Origin of the sequence: Maribacter sp. X9, assembly GCF_048537565.1 — a bacterium.
GTDB lineage: Bacteria > Bacteroidota > Bacteroidia > Flavobacteriales > Flavobacteriaceae > Maribacter.
In genome coordinates, this window is record NZ_CP183215.1 from 294137 (window position 1) to 316860 (window position 22724).

Consider the following 22724-nt stretch of genomic DNA (forward strand, 5'->3'; position numbering starts at 1 on the left):
GATTATTTTCATTCCTTCTAAAATCAAACCATGAAAAACTTATTTATCGTAGTATATCATCAAAATTACAACGTTTTCGTTAAATATTAACATTGCGCGTTCCAAATAAGCCTTGTTAATAATAGCCATTTGGCTATCTTGCATTCTGTTTTTAAAAGTGTTATTCCACTTTATTATTATCGACCAATATTAAATTATAGTCGCAATGTTCAATTTCAATTTGGTTGTTAATTAATCGCAAACCTAGCAAAGGATTTTAGAGGGTATTGAACTTTGCTTTAGATGCTAGAATGTGCAATCCAAAACATAGTATTTCAAAAAAACAGCATGAATTCCTATTTGCTTAAACTTTCCGTAATTGTCTTAGTCCTATTGGTTTTTCAATCGTGCGACTCCAACAGTACCATTAAAAAGCCAATCGCCGAAGAGAAGCGGAAACCTATCCTTTTCACTCTTTTATCTTCATCCCAAACTGGGATTGACTTCGTCAATAAAGTTGAAAATTCGAAAGAATTCAACATTTTTAAATATAGAAATTTTTATAATGGAGGTGGTGTAGCCATTGGTGACATCAATAATGACGGACTTTCCGATATTTTTCTTACCGGAAACATGGAACCTAACAAATTATATCTGAATAAAGGAAATTTCCAATTTGAGGACATTTCTGAAAAAGCAGAAGTATCCGGAAATAAACCTTGGTCAACCGGGGTGGTCATGGTAGACATTAATAATGATGGTTTCTTGGATATTTATGTAAGCAATGCGGGTAACATGGAAGGTAATAACCATGACAACGACCTTTACATAAACAATGGCAACAACACCTTTACCGAAAAAGCACATGAATATAATCTAGCCGAGACTGGTTTTTCAACCCATGCTTCTTTTTTTGATTATGATAAGGATGGTGACCTTGATGCCTATATTCTCAATAATAGTAATATTCCGGTAAGTAGTTTGGGCTATGCCGAACAAAGGGAAGTCAGAGCTCAGGATTGGGAAGGCGTACCTGAGATTTTTAGAGGTGTTGGCGATATGCTTTTACGAAATGATAACGGCAAATTTATAGATGTAAGTAAAGAAGCAGGTATTTACGGAAGCTTAATCGGGTTTGGTCTAGGGGTAATGGTGATCGACATTAATAACGACCTATACCCTGACATCTATGTTTCTAATGATTTTTATGAAAGGGATTATTTGTACATCAATAATCAAGATGGAACTTTTAATGAAGAAATTCAAAAATGGACCAACCATTTAAGTCTTTCTGCAATGGGTGTGGATATGGCCGATATTAACAATGACGGACTTACGGATATTTTTATCACCGATATGCTTCCCGAGCCAGATCAACGGGTAAAATCGGTTATGGAGTTTGAAGGTTATAATATTTTTAAACTAAAGCAAAGCAAAGATTTTCACCAACAATACATTCAAAACACACTTCAATTAAACAACGGAAATGGTTCTTTTTCAGAGATAGCCTATTACAGTGGAGTTGAGGCGACGGATTGGAGTTGGTCCGGACTTTTATTCGATATGGATAATGATGGCTTAAAGGATATTTTCATTGCCAATGGTATTAACCATGACCTTACCGATCTTGACTTTGTAGATTTCTTTGCCAATGAAATTATGCAGAAAATGGCTTTGACAGGAAAGAAAGAATCGATAGACTCCATTATCAATAAAATGCCCGTTACCCCATTGCCCAATTATGCCTATCACAACAATGGCGATATCACCTTTAGTAACTACAATAAACAATGGGGTTTTGAAATACCAAGTAGATCAAATGGTTCGGCTTATGGAGATTTGGATAATGATGGAGATTTAGATCTTGTGGTGAACAATGTCAATATGGAGACGTTTGTTTATCGTAATAATTCAGAATCACAATCTGATAATAATTACATCAAATTGAACTTTAAAGGCACTGATGGAAACCGTTTTGGCATTGGCACCATTGCCAGACTCTATTACCCTAATAATGTCATAGATCAAACGGTAATGCCTTCAAGAGGCTTTCAATCATCAGTGGAATACCCCATGACGATAGGCTTGGGAAAAGTGACAGTCTTAGATTCAATTAGAATCATCTGGCCCAATGACGCCACAGAATTTATCGAAAAGATAAAAGTGAACCAGACCCTTACTTTTAATCAAGAAGAGGCAATAGAAAAATATAGTGTCCCCCGAAAAGCACACCCCGCCCTTTTAAAAGAGATTTCAAACACTACCCTTGTGGCCCATAAAGAAAATAATTATTTAGATTTCGACAATGAGGGCTTGATTTCCAAATCCTTGGCCGAGGAGGGTCCTGGACTTGCTGTTGGAGATGTTAATGGAGATGGTAACGATGACATTTTTATCGGGGGAGCAAAACAGCAGCCCGGCGCTCTTTACCTTCACACTGGCAACGGCACCTTATCCAACCCCACTAGTACCTACTTTGAAGCAGAAGCTCATTTAGAAGATACCACAGCATCATTTTTTGATGCTGATCAGGATGGAGATTTAGATTTACTGGTAGGATCTGGGGGTAATGAAATGGGCATGCAAGGTAGCTATGGGGTACGACTTTATATAAATGACGGAAAAGGACGTTTTTCGCTCAGTAAAAACCAGCTGCCCAATACCAACAAAAACATTGCGGTAATTGCGCCCTACGATTTTGATGCTGACGGAGATGTCGATATTTTCGTTGGATCTAGAAGTGTAGTGGGTACGTACGGGATTGACCCCAACCATTTGTTACTTTTAAACAATGGTGATTTAACTTTTACCGACGTGACAGAACGTTATGCTTATGATCTTAAGGATGCTGGCATGATTACAGACGCCAAATGGCTAGACATGGATCAAGACGGCAAAAAAGACCTTATTACCGTTTCTGACTGGGGAAGTCCACATATTTTTAAAAATTCTGGCAGGCGGCTTTCAAAATTCAACAGTTCTTTGGATAGTCTCACCGGTTGGTGGGGCGCTATTCAAGGTATAGATTTGGACAATGATGGAGATGAAGACCTAATTTTAGGAAATTCAGGAAGTAATATTCACTATAAACCAAAGGAAAATCGACCTATGAAAATGTGGGTCAATGATTTTGATAATGATGGAACCATTGAACAAATTACTACCCAAAATTACGATAACGGTGATTATCCCCTGCACCAGAAAAAAGAATTGACCACTCAAATTCTCTCCCTTAAAAAACAGAATATAAAAGCTTCTGATTACGCATCAAAAACCATAGATCAACTTTTTTCAAAAGAAGTTATATCCAACGCCATTGTAAAAGAAGTTTCAATCGCTGAATCTATAATTGCGATAAACGAGGGTAATGGAAAATTCACTATTAAAATATTACCGGCCCAGGTGCAATTTTCTTGTGTCTGCGGCATTCAATGTTTAGACATAAACAAAGATGGTAATCTTGACCTGATTATGGCTGGTAACAATTTCGAATTCAAACCTCAATATTCAAGGTTAGATGCAAATTATGGTAATGTATTACTAGGAGATGGAAAATTAGATTTCAAATGGCAAAATTACTCCGATAGCGGTTTTTTCATCCGTAACGAAGTTAAACACTTAGAAATCGTAAAAGATAACAAAGGCAAGAGATTTTTGATTGCCGCCATTAATAACGAAGTGCCAAAACTTTTTGAAATAAATGAAAAATAGTATACCGGTCATTTGTTTATTATACTTGGTAGTTTCTTGTAATTCAAATCAGGGAGAACTATTTTTAAAGCGAAATGCTAATGAAACTGGCATTACATTTGAAAACACCTTAACCGACACCAAAGACCTTAGCATAATTGATTATCTGTATTACTATAACGGTGGCGGTGTCGCCATAGGCGATATCAACAACGATAGTTTGCCTGATATCTACTTCTCTGGCAATCAAGTGAAAAATAAATTATACCTCAATAAGGGCAATCTCCAATTTGAAGATATTACCGAAAAAGCAGGTGTTGAAGGTAATAGCTCTTGGAATACAGGTGCCATAATGGGCGATGTTAACGGTGATGGTCTTTTGGATATTTACGTATGTGCCGTGGTGGGACTGAATGGATTTAATGGCCATAATGAACTTTTTATCAATCAAGGCGATTCCACCTTCAAAGAAAGCTCCAGTGAGTTTCGTTTAGATTTCGAATCCTATAGTTCTTCTGCTGCCTTTTTAGATTATGACCTAGATGGGGATCTCGACATCTATCTTTTGAACCATGCCGTACATACCCAAGATTCTTATGGAAATGCGAATTTACGCTATCGAAGAAATTATGAAACGGGTGATAAACTATTACGAAACGATAATGGCAAATTTACAGATGTAAGCGAAGAAGCGGGTATTTATGGAGGCATAAACAGTTATGGTCTTGGTATTGCAGTCTCAGATTTTAATCAGGATGGTTACCCAGACCTTTATATCGGAAATGATTTTCATGAAGACGATTATTACTACCTGAATAATGGAGATGGCACCTTTAAAGAAAGTCTACGGGAATATTTTGGACATACATCTAGATTTTCGATGGGAAGCGATGTGGCCGACATCAACCATGATGGTTTACCCGACCTGATTTCTTTGGATATGCTGGCAGAAAATGAGAAAGTCCTAAAATCATCTGAAGGGGACGATAACATCCAAATTCACAAACTTAAGACCCAAAGGTTTGGCTATCACAACCAGTATACAAGAAATATGCTCTATATTAACCAGCCCACGGGCATGTTTATGGAAACTGCTTTGTTAAGTGGAGTAGCTGCAACAGATTGGAGCTGGAGTGCACTTTTTGGCGATTACAACCAAGATGGGGAACAAGATTTATACATAAGCAACGGTATCCCTAAAAGACCTAATGACTTAGATTATATTAATTACGTTTCTAATGAAAACGTTCAACAAAAAATAAACAATACCAATTTAGTAGACCAAAAAGCATTAAAACTGATGCCTTCCGGCTACATCCAAAATAGAATCTTCAAAGGATCATCATCTTTAAAATTTACTGATGAATCTAAAAATTGGATCACTACGGACAGTATCATTACAGGGGCAACGGCCTTTGGCGATTTAGACAATGATGGTGATTTGGATCTGGTTACCAATAACTTGAACAATCCAGCACTCATTCTAGAAAACACCACTAATACCTCTAAGAATTGGGTGAAAATTAAATTAAATTATAAAAATGCAAATCAGCAGGGTATTGGCACCAAGGTGTATTCATATGCAAAAGGTGTTCAGCAATTTAAAGAAATGTATACGGTTAGGGGTTTTCAGTCCTCTTCTCAACCCATTATCCATTTTGGTTATGGGGATGTTCAAAAAATAGACTCCCTAAAAATTGTTTGGCCAGACAAGACTTATCAGATTTTAAGAAATCTGAATGTCAATCAAACACTGGTAATTGAGCCTTTAAATAACAAATTATATAGCTATAAAAAAGAACAGAACACCCAGCAACTGCTTTTTGAGAAAACAACTAACAATCTCGGTATAAATTATGTACACGTTGAAGATAACTACAGTGATTACTTGCGTCAAAAATTAATACCCTATCAAATTTCAGATAGAGGACCCGCCGTGAGTGTGGGAGATTTAAATGGAGATGGCACGGATGATATTTTCTTTGGCGGTTCAAAATTTATAGCATCAAAAATATATGTACAGAATGATACCATTTTCCGCTTGAAGAAATACATAGAAATACAAAAAGACAGCGTAAAAGAGGATATTGCATCTGTCATCGCTGATTTCAATGACGATGGAAATAATGACTTAATAATTGGCACTGGAGGAGCGGATTTCTTCAATCAAATGAAACCCTTAACCAACACGTACTATGTTGCCAAGGATAGTTCCTTTGTGGAACAACCTTTTCCCCAACTCTTTGAAAATACATCCATACTCCTTTCTTTTGACTACGACCATGATAATGATTTGGACATATTCGTCGGAAACCAATCTATAACTGCTGATTACGGTAATAAACCAAATGGTTATTTACTACAAAATGAAAATGGGGAGTTCAAAATTGCAAATAACATGCCTTTTGAAGATTTGGGAATGATTACGGATGCTTTGATAACTGACTTCAATCAAGATGGGTGGGAAGATTTATTGGTTGTCGGAGAATGGATGTCTCCACGATTTTTTGAAAACAACAAGGGTACTTTTAAGGAGATGTTTCCTTTAAAAGACGCAAATTTAAATGGCCTCTGGCAAGCGGTCATCAGCTTCGACATCGATTCTGATGGCGATTTGGATTATCTTTTAGGAAACTGGGGGACGAATACTAAATTTAAGGCCTCAGTAGACCACCCAATGCGAATGTACTATGGAGATTTAGATAAAAACGGCGCTACGGAAACCGTACTGAGTATTTTCAAAGATGATGCCGATTATCCCGTTGACGGGTTAATCGAACTTTCAAGCCAATTGGTATCTCTTCGAAAGAAATTCAGTACCTACAAATCATTTGCAGGAAAACCTATTGACGAAGTTTTAGGCCCTGAAATGATATCGAATGCTAGAATCGAAGAGGTTCATACCCTGCAATCGGGTTATTTGAAGAACGATATGGGCACATTCTCATTTATTCCTTTTAATTTTGAACTTCAAGTTTCACCAATTATGAGCTTTTTGGAATTTGATTTTGACAATAATGACAAAACCGAAGTGTTGGCCGCCGGTAATTATTTTGGGGTAAAACCTTATCACGGCCGGTTTGATTCTTTTCCCGGAGCCATGATCAGTTCACCTGATGACATGCAACTTACCAATGCATTAGGACTTGATTTAACAGGGAAATCCATACGACATATGAATATTATTAATCTTAAAGACAAAGCTTACTTGTTGCTCACCTTCAATAATGATAAAGCACAGGTTTATACAATTTTAAAACAATGATAACATGAAAAGGTATTTTTCCATAATCCTATTAGGCCTTTTATTTACAGCCTGCTCAAAAAAGAAAGAACCCATTACGATTACCCAAGAAGAACTACATTCGGTTGTTGACAAGGTGGTCGAAATTATGATTCATGACATTTTTTCCCCACCGGTAGCTAGTAGGATCTTCGCTTATCCGAATATTGCAGCATATGAGATTGTTGCTCAAGCAAATCCTCAATATCAATCCCTAGCGGGACAGATTAAAGATCTGACCCCGGTGCCACAATTAGATTCTGTTCAAGGAATCAATCCACAGTTGGCAGCACTTATAGCGCATATGAACATTAGTAGACAATTAATTTTTTCAGAACAGACCTTTGATGTATTACAGGACAGTCTTTTCGCCAGTTGGAAGTCTAAAAATGAAATGGAATTCGAGGCATCAAAAAAATACGGACTAGAAGTTGCCGATCATATTAAAAAATGGATGGCCAAGGATAATTACAGCCAAACCCGTACAATGCCAAAATTTACGGTAAATACAGATGATCCAACAAGATGGCAGCCTACCCCTCCTGCTTATATGGATGGTATAGAGCCCCATTGGAATAAAATTCGGCCCTTTATACTGGATTCGGCTTCTCAATTCAAACCCGTACCACCACCCCCTTTTTCATTAGAAAAGGATTCTAAGTTCTACAAAGAACTTTTAGAGGTTTACGAAACAAGTAATAGAATTACAGAAAATGGTGACGAATCTGAAGAAGTGGCCATAGCTAAATTCTGGGACTGCAATCCCTATGTATCCGTAACAAGGGGACATTTAATGTTCGCTACCAAGAAAATAACTCCTGGTGCTCACTGGATCGGTATCACAAAAATAGCGTGTAGAAAAACCGATCTCAGTTTTGATGATACCGTTTTTGCCTATACGAAAACATCTATGGCAATTGCAGATGCTTTTATTAGTTGTTGGGACGAGAAATATAGAAGTAATTTAATACGTCCAGAAACCTTAATAAATCAGCATATTGACGAAAACTGGAAACCCATCTTACAAACTCCTCCGTTTCCTGAATATACGAGCGGCCATAGCGTTGTTTCCGGAGCAGCTGGAAGTGTTCTAACCAGTATTTTTGGCGATAATTTCAGCTTCGAAGACGACACCGAAACTCCGTACGGTCTACCCAAACGAACTTTTGACTCCTTTAACAAAGCAGCCAATGAAGCAGCCATAAGTAGAATGTATGGTGGTATACATTATAGGGCTGCGGTTGAAGTCGGGATTGGTCAAGGTAGAAAAATCGCTGCGCTTTTGAATTCTAAAATGAAAATGAAGGACAATTCAACCATAGCCCATAATTCCAAAAAATGAAAAAAGGGCTTACCATTGCAATAGGGGTCTTTGCCTTGGGATTATTGTGGTACTTTTTCATTAACCCTCAAGACTATTTAATTAGGGTTCAAGTCAAATCTTTTCCTGGGGCCATCAATCAAGAGTTGAAGGCCTGGAACAGCACCCTTACAGGTGCTTCGATAAAACAGTTAAATGATCTTAAGCATCTGCAACAAACAATTGTGCATGGTGATTCCACTTTTATATACTTATGGGAAATTGAGGCTTTAACAGATTCAACCTCAAAGCTAAAAGTACATGTTAAAGCACCTGAACATAGTTTTTTGAATAAACTTTACATCCCTTTTACAGACACTGATTTTGAAAAAAGGTCAAGACAAACCGTAACCGATTTTATAGAAATCTTGAACGAACAGGTCAAGGAATTTAAAGTAACCATTATTGGCCGAGAAGAATTATCCTCCACTTATTGTGCTTGCGTTTTTCATAAAACCAGCCAACCTAAAAAAGCCTTGGGCATGATGGAAAGTTATCCTTTTTTGAATTCTGTCATTGTAGCTAACGGTATTCAGTTGAACGGCATACCATTTATAGAAACAACAGAATGGGACATGAAAAACGATAGTATTGCCTTTAATTTCTGCTACCCCATCATAGAGACAGATTCATTACCAGAAATTAAAGACATTTTTTACAAAGAATTTGAAGGTCAAGCATCTATAAAAGCTATTTATAATGGCAATTATATCACCTCCGACAGAGCTTGGTATGCCTTATTGGATTATGCTGAAAAAAATAATATTGCCGTCAAGAAAACCCCTGTCGAATTCTTTTTTAATAATCCAAATATGGGAGGAGATGCTCTTCGATGGAATGCTGAAGTTTTTCTACCGTTATCAAATCAAGATGAATAAAACTGGACTGTTCACCCTATTCCTATTTACAATTCTAACCTCCTGCTCCAATTATGGTCAACTTCAAATCATAACTGACCTGTCCGGAAGTTTAAAAGAAACTTCTGGGATGATCACCTATGGCGATGCTACTGTCTGGGTCCTTGAGGACAGTGGAAACAAAGATGAAATTTATCAAGTGAACTTTAAAGGCGAAATTCTGAAAAGTCTCAAAGTTAAAAACGGGGATAATGACGATTGGGAAGATATGGCCAAAGATACAGAAGGCAACGCCTATATTGGTGATTTCGGGAACAATGGGAACTACCGAAAAAATTTGGTCATTTATAAAATTCCAAATCCCACTATTGAACCAGGTGATAAAATAGATGCAGAACAAATTGAATTTTATTATCCAGATCAAACGGAATTTCCCCCTAAAAAAAATGCTTTATTCTATGATGCCGAAGCTCTATTTCATCATGACAACAAGCTTTATATTATTACAAAAAACAGATCCAAACCCTTCAATGGTGAGGCGAAGATTTACACTGTACCCGATGTAAAGGGAACGCACGAAGCTTCCTTGATCGGCACTTTCGTCCCTTGTAAAGATTGGAAACTTTGCCAAATAACATCCATAGATATTTCTCCTAAAGGAGATAAAATAGTAGCTCTTAGTTATGGTAAACTCTTTGTCTTTAGCGATTTTAATTGGGATGATTTCTCAAAAGGGAAAATAGAAGAAATTGACCTTGGTACCAGAACCCAATTAGAATCGGTGACGTTCATGAACGAACATACCTTATTGATTTCGGATGAACGTTCTCATGGAACAGGAGGCAACCTCTATTCTTTTACGCTAAAGTAATCACAGAACACTAGAATCCAAAGCCTAAACCAAAGGTGAATCTAGGTCCGTCTTCACTCGCAAAAAGTGCTGTGTTGATCGATATCACGTCCGAAGCATTTAAAAAGAAGCCGCCGCCGTACGAAGTATGCCACCTTTCGGAACTTGCGCCCGGATACCAAACACGGCCATAATCAAATCCTCCGAACAGCCCCATCGCCATTGGTAAAAGGCGTGTGCGTTTCTTTTTGAGACTAAATCGAACATCGGTGTTTTGATAATAGGACGTTTTACCTGTAAAGCGTTGGTTCCTGAACCCCCGTAATCCATCAAAGCCTCCGATACTTGCCGCTTGATAAAACTCGTAGCCGTTCCCCATATTGAAATGTGCTTTCCATTTAGTAGCTAACACTAAACGTCCATTTGGCACCAATTTATAATCAAACCCAATGGACGGTATCACATAGCCATAATTACCCCCTTCATCGTTCATATTATTCTTAAAACCAACTTCAAGCGAAGTTGCCATACCCATGGTCGGGAAGGCCTCGTTATCTTTATTTTCAAAAAAATAACCTGCGTGAACACCTGCAAAATCATTATTGGTTTCTTCCCCGTTCTGTTGATAGAACGTATTTATAAACCTGTTCTCCGTTTCCTCTACACTGATGTTCTGGTACGATAGACCAACTTTGACCTTCGCCCCTAAATCTCCTCTCCAAACCAATGAAGGTGAAAATTCTAGCTGTCTTAATTTTACCCGATTATAATCAAAGGTATACGCATCATCTGGATTATAGGTATTATTTCCATACCCGAAAAAGTTAATGGCAAAATTGGGACTTGTAAAACGGGCCGCTAATTCCACATTCCAATTCTCGAACACATGTGCAAACTCCCCTTGATATTTAAAATCATAGCCGCTTGTTGCAAAATAATAGGAAGCACCAAACGTGTGCCTTTGTGTAAACGGATTTTGTCGAAAACCGTTATAAGTATAAGTGCTCGACAGACCAATACGCACCCCGTCATCTGGGTTAAAACCTATAGTTGGTAGTATTTGGTTAAAACTGTTTCTTAATTTAAGTGGCTGGTAGGTGTTGAGCTCATAATCGTTTGACAGTTTAACCTTTGCTCCATTTGTAGCCTCAAAGGTATTTTCCTTGCTTTTATAATCATATAGTGCTACACCCCTTCCTCCGTTCACCCTATAGATATCATTGTTATGCCCTCCAATAATCCTTACTTTGATTCCCTTAAAGTCAGAAGGATTGGACACTTCGAAAATATCGTCATCATCCAAACCATAGACCCAGATTTCCTTTGTATCCTCCGTTGTAAAAACTTTGTAGTAAAAAAGCTTTTCTTTTTTATCATCGATATTACGGTACACTTTCACTTCTGTCTGCTTATTGTTCAGTCTATTGATTTCAAACCAATCATCCTTATCGGTACCAGAAACGACCGCAAACTTATTCATGACCTTATAATACTCTTCGGCTGTTGTTTGAATATGGCTTAAACGCGCCAACAAAATTCTTTTTATTTCAGCCACGGTCTCATCCCTTACCTCTTCAGGAAATTCGAGAAATGCCTTATCTATGGCAGTTGGGGTCAAATTTTCTTGAAGGTATTTGGCCTGCGCCAGCCATTGCGATTTTTCAGTCTCTCCTAACAAGGCCAAATCTAACACATAGGTCATGGGAGATGAATTGAACCCTTTTACACTTCGTATTTCTTCTGTAAAACCTTCCATTAAGCGTAGACTGGGAATAATTCTCGTAGCTATGTTCATAAGGGCACCATCTCCCATTTTTGAATATACCTGATCACGATCCCTAGGTACTGGCTTATAGATTATTTTGCCTTTTTCTTCATCCTTGAATTCTGCCCAGCGCCATTGGTCCACATGTCTATCCCAATCACCTAAAACCATATCGAAAAGTCGGGCACGCAAATAGAGATCCTTATCCACTTCATACTTCTCATCATCCCGTAAATCCTCCAACATACTATCAGTGCTTTTAAGTTCATCGGAATACCCAAAACTAGCCAAATCACCATGACCGTCACCCGCATGTTCTTCAATCATATACAGTTCATCACCAAAGGAATCGTTAAATTCGTTTAATGCAGGTTGTTTGGGAACATAGTATAGAACTGGATTGGTATGGTAAAGTCCTACCGCGTCTGATAGTTTACCCGTGGTAAAAGGCCCGTAGGGATGTGCTCCGGTATAAAAATCTTGTAAGATTTCTTGGGTATACGTTTCCTTGAGGTCGTCCAATACATATTGGTCTTGAAAGGCCATGGATTGCAAATAAAGTTCTGCACTTTTCCTTAACGCTCGCATCACATATTCCCGACCATCTTTTCTGCGTAATCGCAATGATTTTGATTGATGTCCCCCGCCCTTTTTAACCGGTTCCAATCCCCCCATTAACGTATCGAGATTTACTGTGGGCACCGAAACTTCTGTACCATAATATTTACGGTATCGTTCTCCCCAAATTGTCTTAAAAAATTTGCTTTTATCTATTTCCTCTTGAGCATACACCGAGGCTTTTACAGTTTTTGGAAAATTGGTATCAAACTCCCCCACGTACGGGTTCTGTTTAGGGGGCAAAACCATGTTCGTGAACAAAAATTCCTCTTTCCCATTTTCTCCTACTCCGTAGAACCTTACCCTCGAGGAACCGTCGGTATATACTTCTAAGGTAGCGTACCCCATTTTACCAGTGTTGAACTGGGATCCGTTCAAGAGCCGTGTAGTTCCTTCCTTTGCGCCTGAACCACTTACGATTTGGGGCGTATTGTTTTCGACGATATATTGCAAGGTATGCTCGTGCCCAGAAGTAAAGATAACACGTTCAGAATATTGCGCCAAGGTAGTTACCCTTTTTATAAGCTCATTATATCTCTTATTGTTCAAGTCTTCTATCGAGGCACCAGAAGTGCGTCTTAATACATTGATAAAAGTACCTAGCACCGGAATGGGAAAGGCCATTTCCTTAGGATAAAACTGCTTTTTTAAGGAATATTGGCCCCCATGGGGTCCATAACTTGTTGTTGGATGGTGCATGGCGATTACCGTTGTACGCTCTCTATAATCCTTTATAGCATCTTCAAGTTCTAACAAAAACTTATCCCTACTTTTAATTTCGCATTTATCGTTCATGTCGGGTCGCTTGTCCCAATTGGTCAAGTACCACTCCGTATCTATGGTTATAATTGCAATGTCTTCCCCTATTTCAATTACATCGAGGGGACATCCGTTCTCTGGAAGAAACGGATTTTTTTGCTCAAGTGCATTTTTAACATAGTTCTCCTCCCGTTCAAGTCCGATCAGACCTTCGGTATACCAGTCATGGTTCCCTGGAATAAACAGAGGCCTTCCTTTAAAGTTTTCAAGGGTTTTCAACTGCGCATCCAAATCATTTTTTGCCTCAAAATAGGCCGCTGTTGAATCTACGGGGCTTGGTAATCCGGCGGGGTAGATATTGTCCCCTAGAAAAATCGCGGTACTGTTTTTATCTGCGACGTCGAGCTTATCCTTAAAAAGTTTTAGGGCCGGGTTCATTCCGCCCATCGGCGAAAGCCCCGCGTCTCCTATTAAATAGAACGTATGGGATACTTCTTTTTCCTCCGTAACATCAACCGCATATTTTGCATCGGCATATTTTGTACCGTAGGTGGCACAACCGGTAATCGTAAGAAATAGTAATAGATAAGCATAATATTTTTTCATAGTAATACAACCCTCTTTAAAATTTCGTAATTTGGGTAATTCTAACCATTTTTTTATGTCCGATATCTTAGATAAGACGCAAGAGTATGTTATAGAACTTCTTACCGAAAAATTAGATAAGAACTTTTTATACCACAACTTAAGACACACACAACGTGTTGTTAAAAGTACTAAAGAATTATTGGAATCTTGTTCTCTATCACGGCAGGAAAAGGAAATTCTAGAACTTGTAGCTTGGTTTCATGACACAGGCTATACGAAGGGCATAGAGCATCATGAACAAAGTAGTTGCGAAATTGCGGACGAATTTTTAACCCAACAAAATTATAATCCGATAGCAATCGAAAAAATAAAGGCATGTATTCTAGCCACCGAACGAAATACCAAGCCCAAGAATTTGATGGAGCAAATCATAAGAGATGCAGACTCATCACACTTTGCACAAAAGACATATGTCGAGACCTCTGAGCTTTTACGGGAAGAATTAAAACTCTTAGGAGTAGCGGATCTTACTCAAAAAGAATGGTTGCAGGGCAATATAGAAATGTTCAGGACAGAGCATCAATATTATACCGACTATGCCAAAGAGCATTGGCGTGAAAAAAAAGATAATAATCTAAGAAAGCTCGTAAAGGATAAAAAATCAGAAAAAAAAATAGCCAAGAAAGAACGGCTTAAGGCAAAGTTTAAGGGTGAAAGTCCGGATCGGGGCGTTCAAACATTATACAGGGTTACCTTAAAAAATCACATTACACTTAGTGATATTGCCGACACGAAAGCCAATATACTCTTATCGGTCAATGCCATTATCATCTCATTGGCCCTGTCGAACCTTATCCCTAAATTGGATAATCCTTCAAACGATTATCTAATTTACCCAACTGTTATATTTGTTTTCTTTGGTATTGTTTCTATGGTTCTAGCTGTTCTTGCCACTAGACCGAATGTGACCAGTGGTGAATTTACCAAAGAAGATGTAAAACAAAAGAAAGTGAACCTTTTGTTCTTTGGCAACTTTCATAAAATGAAATTGGAAGAATATGAATGGGCTATGCAAGAAATGGTAAAGGACAAAAACTACATCTATACCTCTCTTACCAAAGACCTATATTTTCTTGGGATCGTACTTAATAGAAAATATACCCTTTTACGTTTGACCTATACCATATTCATGTTGGGAATGATCCTATCAGTAATCGCTTTTGGCCTTTCATTCAAACTTTTTGGTCCAGACCGTAAACTAGAACTTTTAAGTGACCTTTTAGTCTTTTAAGGTGGCCATTAAATCGGCATAGGTATAGGACTTTTCAGACTGTTGCTCTTTTTTATAAAGAATTTCTGCGCGAATAGCCTTTAAACCTGAAACCCCTTGCAAGCCTTCCAATTCAACAATCTCAACTTTGTCGGTAAAACAACCTTTCGACCTTAGGAATTTAATATACCGCAAATATTCGAGCTCATCCTTTTTTTGGGAATAGACTATAGAAATCATTCCCTTTTGGGTAAGACGTTGTTCCGTTCCCTTAATATAAGACTTGTCGATGCGTTTTTTTATAACCTCATAACGGGCATTATACGTACCATCAACATCGAACTGTTTCTCATCCATTCTAAACCGAATGGATAAAGAGGTATTATGTACCAATATCAAAGAAGTAGCGTCTAAGGGAATGGCCAGTTCTGGTTTCAATGCATAATGCACATTTTCCATCTCGCACATAACCTGTAATTGCCATAATCTTAAATTATTAAGATAGAGATCGTTGAACTCCATGTTTTCAGATATGGAGGCACCTATATACAAATTATGCTCCACACCATCTGTTTTGTAGCGCTCGTAATAATGGGGAAACATGGTTTGGGCCTCTTCCTGCCTTTTATCAAGAACAGCGGACAATCTTTTGTTGATCAACGTAACACTTTCATCATAGTTCTTTCTATGGTCATAATAAGAATCGGTCCCCATATCTATTTTTGACTCGTACCTAAGAATACGTTTTTTTAAAGAGCTATCCAATTTTTTAAGGTGTTCGAATACTGGCGTGATTTCTGTCTTGACAAAATCAAAAATAGCCTGTTCGCTATTTGTATATAACGTTTCCTTAATGCTCTCCAAATGATTGTTCACCCTAAAAATAAGTTCCTCATACGCAGGTAGCTGCTTTGCCTCCAAAGCAGCTGTCAATACGGTATTGATTTCGGAAAGCTGAATCATTAAATCTCGCTGAATAGCTAAATTACGGGCCTTCGAAGAATCTTTAATATCTATTTGACCAAATAAAGGATAAACGTCCTTAAATACGATTTCTTTAAAAACAGGTTGTCTTCCTTCCAGTTGGTCGGCTATAAAACGTTTGGCCTCTTCTTCGAACCTCCAATAAACCGATGCATGTACAGATGTACATTCATTTTGGATCACAGCATCAATTCTATTGTTCTCCTCGTTTTTAGTGCGAACAACGGCAGATACAATAAATGGCATGATATCGTCCAGCTTTTGTGCATTCACGCCATTTAAAACCCCTTTTTTGTCAGATACAATTTCTAATACCCCCAATAATTTTCCTTCAAAAGCTATTGGCGCAAAGATGGCGCTTTTCACATCTTGTTCCCTTAAGGTTCTATAGGGATCTGTACCTCCCGAAACCTCAAAATTGCGATCCACATCGGTTATCGTAAAATAGGTATTGTCCTTAATAAGTTTCGTATAGGACGATTGACAAAGTACCTCCTTACAGTCAAAAGCTTCGTTACCGTTCAAAAGGAAACTTTCAAAACTCATTCCTGCAATTTCCTCGAACTGATCTTTACGAACATTGTACGATGTAAAACCTACCTTAATATTCGGTAATCTAAAAAATGACTTAAAGGCTTCCTGTAGTTCTTGCATGTAAATGCCCGGACGAAAATTATCCTTGGAAATTAACTTTGATTTAATATCCGAGATAGCCTGTTCCATAGTCACATCGAACATATTGGCAATTACAAAACCTTTAAAAATAAAGCTTTCAGGAGGAATCTTCTCCCTCCAAAGCTCTAAAGCATAAGGGTTCTCCAACAATTCATCTACATCTTCTTGGGTAATCTCTTTTGACTTATCCGTTGGAATTATCTCAACAAAATCAGCATTATAGAGCATACGATAGTGACGCATCACCCCAAATGCATCTGGTATATCATAGAAGAAAGGTCTACTGAAATCAAGATTATAACCAAAGTGAGCGTTAAGTATTACCACACAGCTCATAATATAACTCAGACCATCACCGGGATTTCGCATTTCAGCTTCGTACTCAACCCCTGCCTCTTTGATGATTTGTTGAAAACGTCTGGACGTTTTGATAATGACATCCCTATAGGGCAAGGATGCTACTTTAATTTCATTATTGCTCAAGGCATCGGTAAAGGTATCTTGTAAAATTTTATCGATTACATCCCTATATTTATCCAATAAGGTGAAATCGGTAAAACCTTCACGTAAAATGGGATACTCTTTTTGAGCGTCTAATATCCTTTTAGCGGTCGCGGCCAAAAATGCATCGTCACCGTTGAGCTGTTTCTCATACTTCTGAAGAAGCTTATCAAAACTAACCACGTATTTTAAGGGCATCAACATTTTTTCTTCGACCTTCATTTTAGTTTAGTCTCCTTATCTCGGGTAAAGTTACAAAAGTCATCCCATTATTTTTTCGCTATCAACCCTTGTCTTAACGGGATTTTCGGATATTTATCGAAAATTAGAACATGTCATCGGACAGTAGACTTTCAAGGGCTTACGAAAATGCTAAACTCATAGAATTTGACGATTCTTCTAAATTCATCCTTTTCAGTGATTGCCATAGGGGAGATAATAGTTTTGCCGATGATTTTGCCAATAATAGAAACATCTATTTTCACGCCCTAAAATTCTACTATACTGAAGGATTCGAGTATTTTGAACTCGGCGACGGGGATGAACTATGGGAAAATATTCATTTTGAATCAATTTTCGAAGCCCACAAAAATGTTTTTCAACTGTTAAGGCAGTTTCATTTAGAGAACAGGCTTCACATGCTTTGGGGCAATCATGATATGGTATACAAGGATGAGGACTATGTAAAGAAAAACCTTTCCAGCTATTATGAACCTATCGATGATAAGGACAAGGAACTTTTTGAAGGTATAAAATACCACGAAGCCATTATCCTGAAACACAAAGCAACGGACCAAGAGGTTTTCTTAACCCACGGACATCAAGCAGATTGGTGGAACTATACGTTTTGGCGTTGTGGTCGATTTTTAGTCCGTGTTCTATGGAAACCATTACAAGTTTGGGGCATAGCAGACCCGACATCACCTGCCAAAAACTATAAAGAACTTATAAAACTTGAACGGCGGATAAAAAAATGGATCCTAAAAAACGACCTTAAAGTAACCATTGTTGGCCATACCCATAGACCCCGTTTTCCAGAACCAGGCGACATACCGTTCTTCAACGATGGCAGTTGTGTTCACCCCAGAAGCATCACTGGTATTGAAATAGAAAACGGAAATATCTCCCTCATCAAATGGCAGATCAACACTACAGATGACGGAACTTTACGGGTAGTTCGAATTTTATTGGAAGGGCCTCAAAAATTACAGGATTACAGCGCAGAGAAATAAGATGGACACCCTAAACCAACTTATAGACCAAATACCTATAAGACATACTATAATCTCGAGTATTATGTTTCTAGGGGTTGTTCAAAACCTATTTTTGAGTTTGATTCTATTTATCAAAAGCAAGGATAATACACCCTTAAAATATTTTGCTTTCTTGCTGCTGTTTTTTGGGCTTATTTTTTTGGATGTTTATCTGTGCTATACCGGTCTTATCAAACATATTTTATTCTTGAATGATTCTACAGAGGTTTTCGTACTCATGCTTGGGCCTCTACTCTACTTTTCAACCTATGGTTTTTTAAAACGGAAACCTATTCCAATCAAGATAGGCTGGTGGCATTTTATACTTCCAGCGGGCTATTTCATATCTCAAATTCCGTATTACCTCGCGCCCATCTCGGTAAAACTGAATGCTTATCTCGGTGCCTATCACAGGCATCTAAAAACTGCCGTGGTTCCTGAGACCTTCGATTTTGGCTACCATTTTGTTAAAGATATTTTTGACTGGCTCATCCTTATCAGTCTTTTAACATATACCCTACTATCCTTAAAATTGGTGCGCGAAGAACACCTTAGGGCGCTTGAGAAAAAAACAAACGGAAATTCTGCCAAATATATTTTCACCAGAAATTCGGCAATTGTACTTTGTTCGTTTTTTATAGCGGCATTTATCATCTTTTATCTTTTTGATGATGATGGCGGAGACCAATATCTTTCCTTATTTCAGACCGTGGTGGCATTTTCCACCACCTATATCATCCTTAGGGAGTCACGGTTCTTTGATAAATCTTGGGTAGCAGATAAATATGAGACACTTGGCAAGCCAGTAAAGGAACTAACACTTGAAGAAATTGAGGATTTTATAGAAAAAAACGATTATTTTACTTCTGAAAATGCAAGTTTAAAAGACTTGGCAAATGAATTGAACATTCATCCCAATCAAATATCCAAAGCCATTAATACGGGTTTTGGATTCAATTTCAACCATTATATAAATTCCAAAAGAATAGTACTTGCCAAAAAAAGACTTACCGATCCAAAATATGGGCAACTTACGATAGAGGCCATCGGAGCATCGGTTGGGTTCAAATCAAAATCTGCATTCTACAACGCTTTTAAGAAACATGCTGGTTCTTCACCCTCCCAATTTCTAAAATCAATAGCTCCAAAATTGTAATTATGGAGAGATTGTAGTTTCCGAAATCGAACAATCCTATTAAGATCCCTCAATTTTGTCCCAAAGAAATACGTAGATGGAAGCAAAATTTAGAAGGTACGATTTAGATTGGTTACGGGTTATCGTTTTTGCCCTATTAATATTCTACCACGTTGGTATGTTCTTTGTACCCTGGGGATGGCACTTGAAGAACAATGTGATTTATGAATGGCTCAAATGGCCCATGCTTTTTTTAAATCAATGGCGCTTGCCCATTTTATTTCTTATCTCGGGAATGGGAACGTTCTATGCGCTATCAAAAAGAAATATTTGGCAATTTAACAAAGAACGCGTTTTGCGATTAGGTATTCCTTTAGTATTTGGAATGTTAGTCATTGTTCCTCCACAGGTCTATTTTGAACGGTTGGCAGAAGGCCAATTTCAGGGCTCTTTTTTAAAATATTTGAGCAGTGTAGCCTATGAAGGCATTTATCCCGAAGGAAATCTGAGCTGGCACCATCTGTGGTTTTTACCCTACCTGCTTATATTCTCACTGCTTCTATCCCCAATTTTTGTATTCATTAAAAAGAGAAGAACAAAACTAATTGACTGGACCAAAAAGCGTCTTCAAAACCAATTAGGGCTATATATTTTTATTGTTCCTCTATATGGATTGGAATCTTTTATGGAACCGTTCTTTGCAATCACCCATGACCTAATTACAGATTGGTTCAACTTTTGCTCCTCTCTCACACTGTTTTTCTTTGGCTTTATACTTGTAGCTTGTGGTAATGATTTTTGGATCGCTTTAGAAAAAATAAAGAAAAAAGCATTGGTTTTTGGCTTACTCGGCTTTACTGGTCTACTTATTATTTGGCAGTTTGAAGATGGGTATGCTGTGCACTTTACTGAAGCATTTTTGAAAATTGTAAACCTTTGGTCCTGGATATTGGTATTATTGGGCTATGCCGCTCAGTATAAAAACAAGCCTAGCACTAAGTTAAGTTACGCCAATAGGGCCGTTTACCCTTTTTATATACTGCATCAAACGGTCACTGTTGGCCTTGCCTATTATTTGATGAATTTAAATTGGGGCTTACTTCCAAAAGCCTCGATATTGCTCATAGGAACTTTTGGAATTTGCTGGTTTATCTATCACTTCATTATTTTAAAAATAAGCTTTCTTCAACCTTTATTCGGCTTAAAAAAGAAATGAAAAAAATAGATTTTACGCTTCTTTAGCCAACGTTTGCACAGCCTTTACAAACATATCAATTTCTTCAGTCGTGATATAGACATTCGGGTTAAAACGACAGCCTTTTACATTTGAATAGTCGACACCCACCATATAAAAAACTTTCAACAAACGATCGGCCAATTCTATAGCACCTATCGATTCGATGCCCACATTGGCAATACCTCAACTAAGTTTTAGATCCACTGGAGTATTGGTGGAAATATTAGGTACATTTCTCAATTTATCGCTCCAGTATTTTTGAAGAAAACGTAATCTACCTTCCTTAGCTTCCAAATGATCCGGTAAAAATTGTAGCGCCTTCACGGCTTTTCCAATATTACATAAAACTGTCTTTTATCTATTATTGAATTAATTAAAAAGGGTCTGTAAGTTGCTTTTAAGTATTTAATTATCAATCGATAATATGATCTATATCTAAATATATCAAAAAAGCATCCTTACTTAACCGTACAGTATCATCTCTTTCGTTTTTATTCTTCTGCTATTTTAAGTCGGTAGAATTAGCAAAATAATGCAGATACTTTCGAAATTATGGTATCTTGTAGGACAACAATCAAATTTTTCCAATAGCATGCCTTTATTCATTGTCATTTTAGGAATACTTCTCCTTTTTCTACTGATTGCCCGTTTTAAATTAAATGCCTTTATCACTTTTATCATCGTTTCTTTATTTGTCGGTATTGCCGAGGGCATGGAGCCCTTAGCTGTAGTGGATTCCATTCAAAAAGGAATTGGGAGCATTCTGGGTTTTTTGGTTATCATATTAGGTCTGGGTGCCATGTTAGGAAAGTTGGTAGCGGATAGTGGCGCGGCACAACGCATCACCACAAAACTGGTGGAAAAATTCGGAAAAAAGAACATTCAATGGGCCGTAGTACTAACCGGTTTTATCGTAGGCATACCCATGTTCTATTCGGTCGGGTTTGTTATTCTTGTGCCTTTGGTATTTACTATTGCCGCCGCGACCGGACTCCCACTATTATATGTTGGACTGCCTATGTTGGCTTCCTTATCGGTAACGCATGGGTATTTGCCCCCACATCCTGCTCCGACCGCTATTGCGGCAACATTCAACGCAGATATCGGTAAAACCTTATTATACGGAATCATCGTGGCCATACCAGCCATCATTGTGGCGGGACCGCTCCTGTCCAGAACCTTGAAGAACATCAAAGCAAGCCCTTTAAAAGAATTCTTGAATCCTGTAATTTTAAAGGAGGAAGAAATGCCAAGTATGGCCAACAGTATCATCAGTGCCCTTTTGCCCGTAATTTTAATCGCCGTTGCCGCTTTGGCCGATTTCAGCTTACCTGATGGATCCGTTATAAAACAGGTTTTATTGTTCATGGGCAACCCCGCCATTGCTATGCTCATTGCTGTCTTAGTGGCTATTTACACCCTTGGCATCGGTCGCGGTAAAAAGATGAAAGAGGTCATGGATTCCGTTGGGAGTGCAATTACTGGAATTACCATGGTTCTATTGATAATAGCCGGATCTGGGGCCTTAAAACAGGTGTTGATCGATAGCGGAGTGAGCGGTTATATTGGTGACATCCTGAAGGAATCGTCCATTTCTCCATTAATTTTGGCATGGTTAATAGCCACCATTATTCGGGTCTGTGTTGGCTCTGCTACCGTGGCCGGGTTGACTGCGGCGGGTATCGCCTTACCCTTGATACAGGGAACCGGAGTGAGTCCTGAGCTCATGGTCCTTGCGATAGGCTCGGGTAGCCTTATGCTCTCCCATGTGAACGATAGTGGATTTTGGCTGTTCAAAGAGTATTTCAACCTATCGGTCAAAGACACTTTAAAAAGTTGGACGGTCATGGAAACTACCGTGGGCGTTATGGGACTTATTGGCGTTTTAATCATCAATGTTTTTATATAAAAGAATTTATT

General features: G+C 38.1%; 13 protein-coding genes. 10 read left to right on the forward strand and 3 right to left on the reverse strand.

Going from position 1 to position 22724, the window contains the following annotated elements:
• The first annotated feature begins 327 nt into the window (after nt 1–327).
• The 5 genes from ACNR9Q_RS01230 to ACNR9Q_RS01250 are packed head-to-tail and all read left to right on the forward strand — an operon-like array spanning nt 328 to nt 10040.
• The gene (locus ACNR9Q_RS01230) at nt 328–3690 is read left to right on the forward strand and encodes a VCBS repeat-containing protein (RefSeq protein ID WP_419212760.1); all 3363 of its coding nucleotides are present in this window, start codon (nt 328–330) and stop codon (nt 3688–3690) included.
• On the forward strand, nt 3680–6934 hold the full coding sequence (locus ACNR9Q_RS01235) for a VCBS repeat-containing protein (RefSeq protein ID WP_419212761.1): 3255 nt from the start codon (nt 3680–3682) through the stop codon (nt 6932–6934). The genes ACNR9Q_RS01230 and ACNR9Q_RS01235 overlap by 11 nt, the downstream gene beginning before the upstream one ends.
• Nucleotides 6935–6938: 4 nt before the next feature.
• Nucleotides 6939–8294, forward strand: a complete 1356-nt coding sequence (locus ACNR9Q_RS01240) for a vanadium-dependent haloperoxidase (protein WP_419212762.1) — start codon at nt 6939–6941, stop codon at nt 8292–8294.
• A complete protein-coding gene (locus tag ACNR9Q_RS01245) occupies nt 8291–9190 on the forward strand; it encodes an AraC family transcriptional regulator (protein WP_419212763.1) in 900 nt (299 codons plus the stop codon). Before ACNR9Q_RS01240 ends, ACNR9Q_RS01245 begins: the two co-directional genes overlap by 4 nt.
• The gene (locus tag ACNR9Q_RS01250) at nt 9183–10040 is read left to right on the forward strand and encodes a hypothetical protein (RefSeq protein WP_419212764.1); all 858 of its coding nucleotides are present in this window, start codon (nt 9183–9185) and stop codon (nt 10038–10040) included. The genes ACNR9Q_RS01245 and ACNR9Q_RS01250 overlap by 8 nt, the downstream gene beginning before the upstream one ends.
• A 10-nt stretch (nt 10041–10050) precedes the next feature.
• Here the strand turns inward: ACNR9Q_RS01250 and ACNR9Q_RS01255 are convergent, their stop codons facing one another.
• Nucleotides 10051–13767 carry a metallophosphoesterase gene (locus tag ACNR9Q_RS01255; RefSeq protein WP_419212765.1) on the reverse strand — a complete coding sequence of 1239 codons (3717 nt, stop codon included), beginning with the start codon at nt 13765–13767 and terminating at the stop codon, nt 10051–10053.
• Between the two features lie 55 nt (nt 13768–13822).
• Here ACNR9Q_RS01255 and ACNR9Q_RS01260 point away from each other — a divergent pair, with 55 nt between their 5' ends.
• Nucleotides 13823–15040 (forward strand): Pycsar system effector family protein, encoded by a 1218-nt coding sequence (locus ACNR9Q_RS01260; RefSeq protein ID WP_419212766.1) that lies wholly within the window; start codon nt 13823–13825, stop codon nt 15038–15040.
• Here ACNR9Q_RS01260 and ACNR9Q_RS01265 read toward each other — a convergent pair.
• Nucleotides 15029–17401 carry a GAF domain-containing protein gene (locus ACNR9Q_RS01265; RefSeq protein ID WP_419212767.1) on the reverse strand — a complete coding sequence of 791 codons (2373 nt, stop codon included), beginning with the start codon at nt 17399–17401 and terminating at the stop codon, nt 15029–15031. The genes ACNR9Q_RS01260 and ACNR9Q_RS01265 overlap by 12 nt on opposite strands.
• Nucleotides 17402–17511: 110 nt before the next feature.
• Between ACNR9Q_RS01265 and ACNR9Q_RS01270 the strand changes: the two genes are divergently transcribed.
• The 3 genes from ACNR9Q_RS01270 (at nt 17512) to ACNR9Q_RS01280 (ending at nt 20783) form a co-directional block, all read left to right on the forward strand.
• The gene (locus ACNR9Q_RS01270) at nt 17512–18411 is read left to right on the forward strand and encodes a metallophosphoesterase (protein WP_419212768.1); all 900 of its coding nucleotides are present in this window, start codon (nt 17512–17514) and stop codon (nt 18409–18411) included.
• A 94-nt stretch (nt 18412–18505) separates the two neighbouring features.
• A complete protein-coding gene (locus tag ACNR9Q_RS01275) occupies nt 18506–19588 on the forward strand; it encodes a helix-turn-helix domain-containing protein (RefSeq protein ID WP_419212769.1) in 1083 nt (360 codons plus the stop codon).
• A gap of 76 nt (nt 19589–19664) precedes the next feature.
• Nucleotides 19665–20783, forward strand: coding sequence for an acyltransferase family protein (locus tag ACNR9Q_RS01280; RefSeq protein WP_419212770.1), 1119 nt, complete (start codon nt 19665–19667; stop codon nt 20781–20783).
• A gap of 12 nt (nt 20784–20795) precedes the next feature.
• Here the strand turns inward: ACNR9Q_RS01280 and ACNR9Q_RS01285 are convergent, their stop codons facing one another.
• Nucleotides 20796–20975 (reverse strand): hypothetical protein, encoded by a 180-nt coding sequence (locus tag ACNR9Q_RS01285; RefSeq protein ID WP_419212771.1) that lies wholly within the window; start codon nt 20973–20975, stop codon nt 20796–20798.
• Nucleotides 20976–21396: 421 nt separating this feature from the next.
• Between ACNR9Q_RS01285 and ACNR9Q_RS01290 the strand changes: the two genes are divergently transcribed.
• Nucleotides 21397–22713 (forward strand): gluconate:H+ symporter, encoded by a 1317-nt coding sequence (locus ACNR9Q_RS01290; protein ID WP_419212772.1) that lies wholly within the window; start codon nt 21397–21399, stop codon nt 22711–22713.
• Nucleotides 22714–22724: the final 11 nt, after the last annotated feature.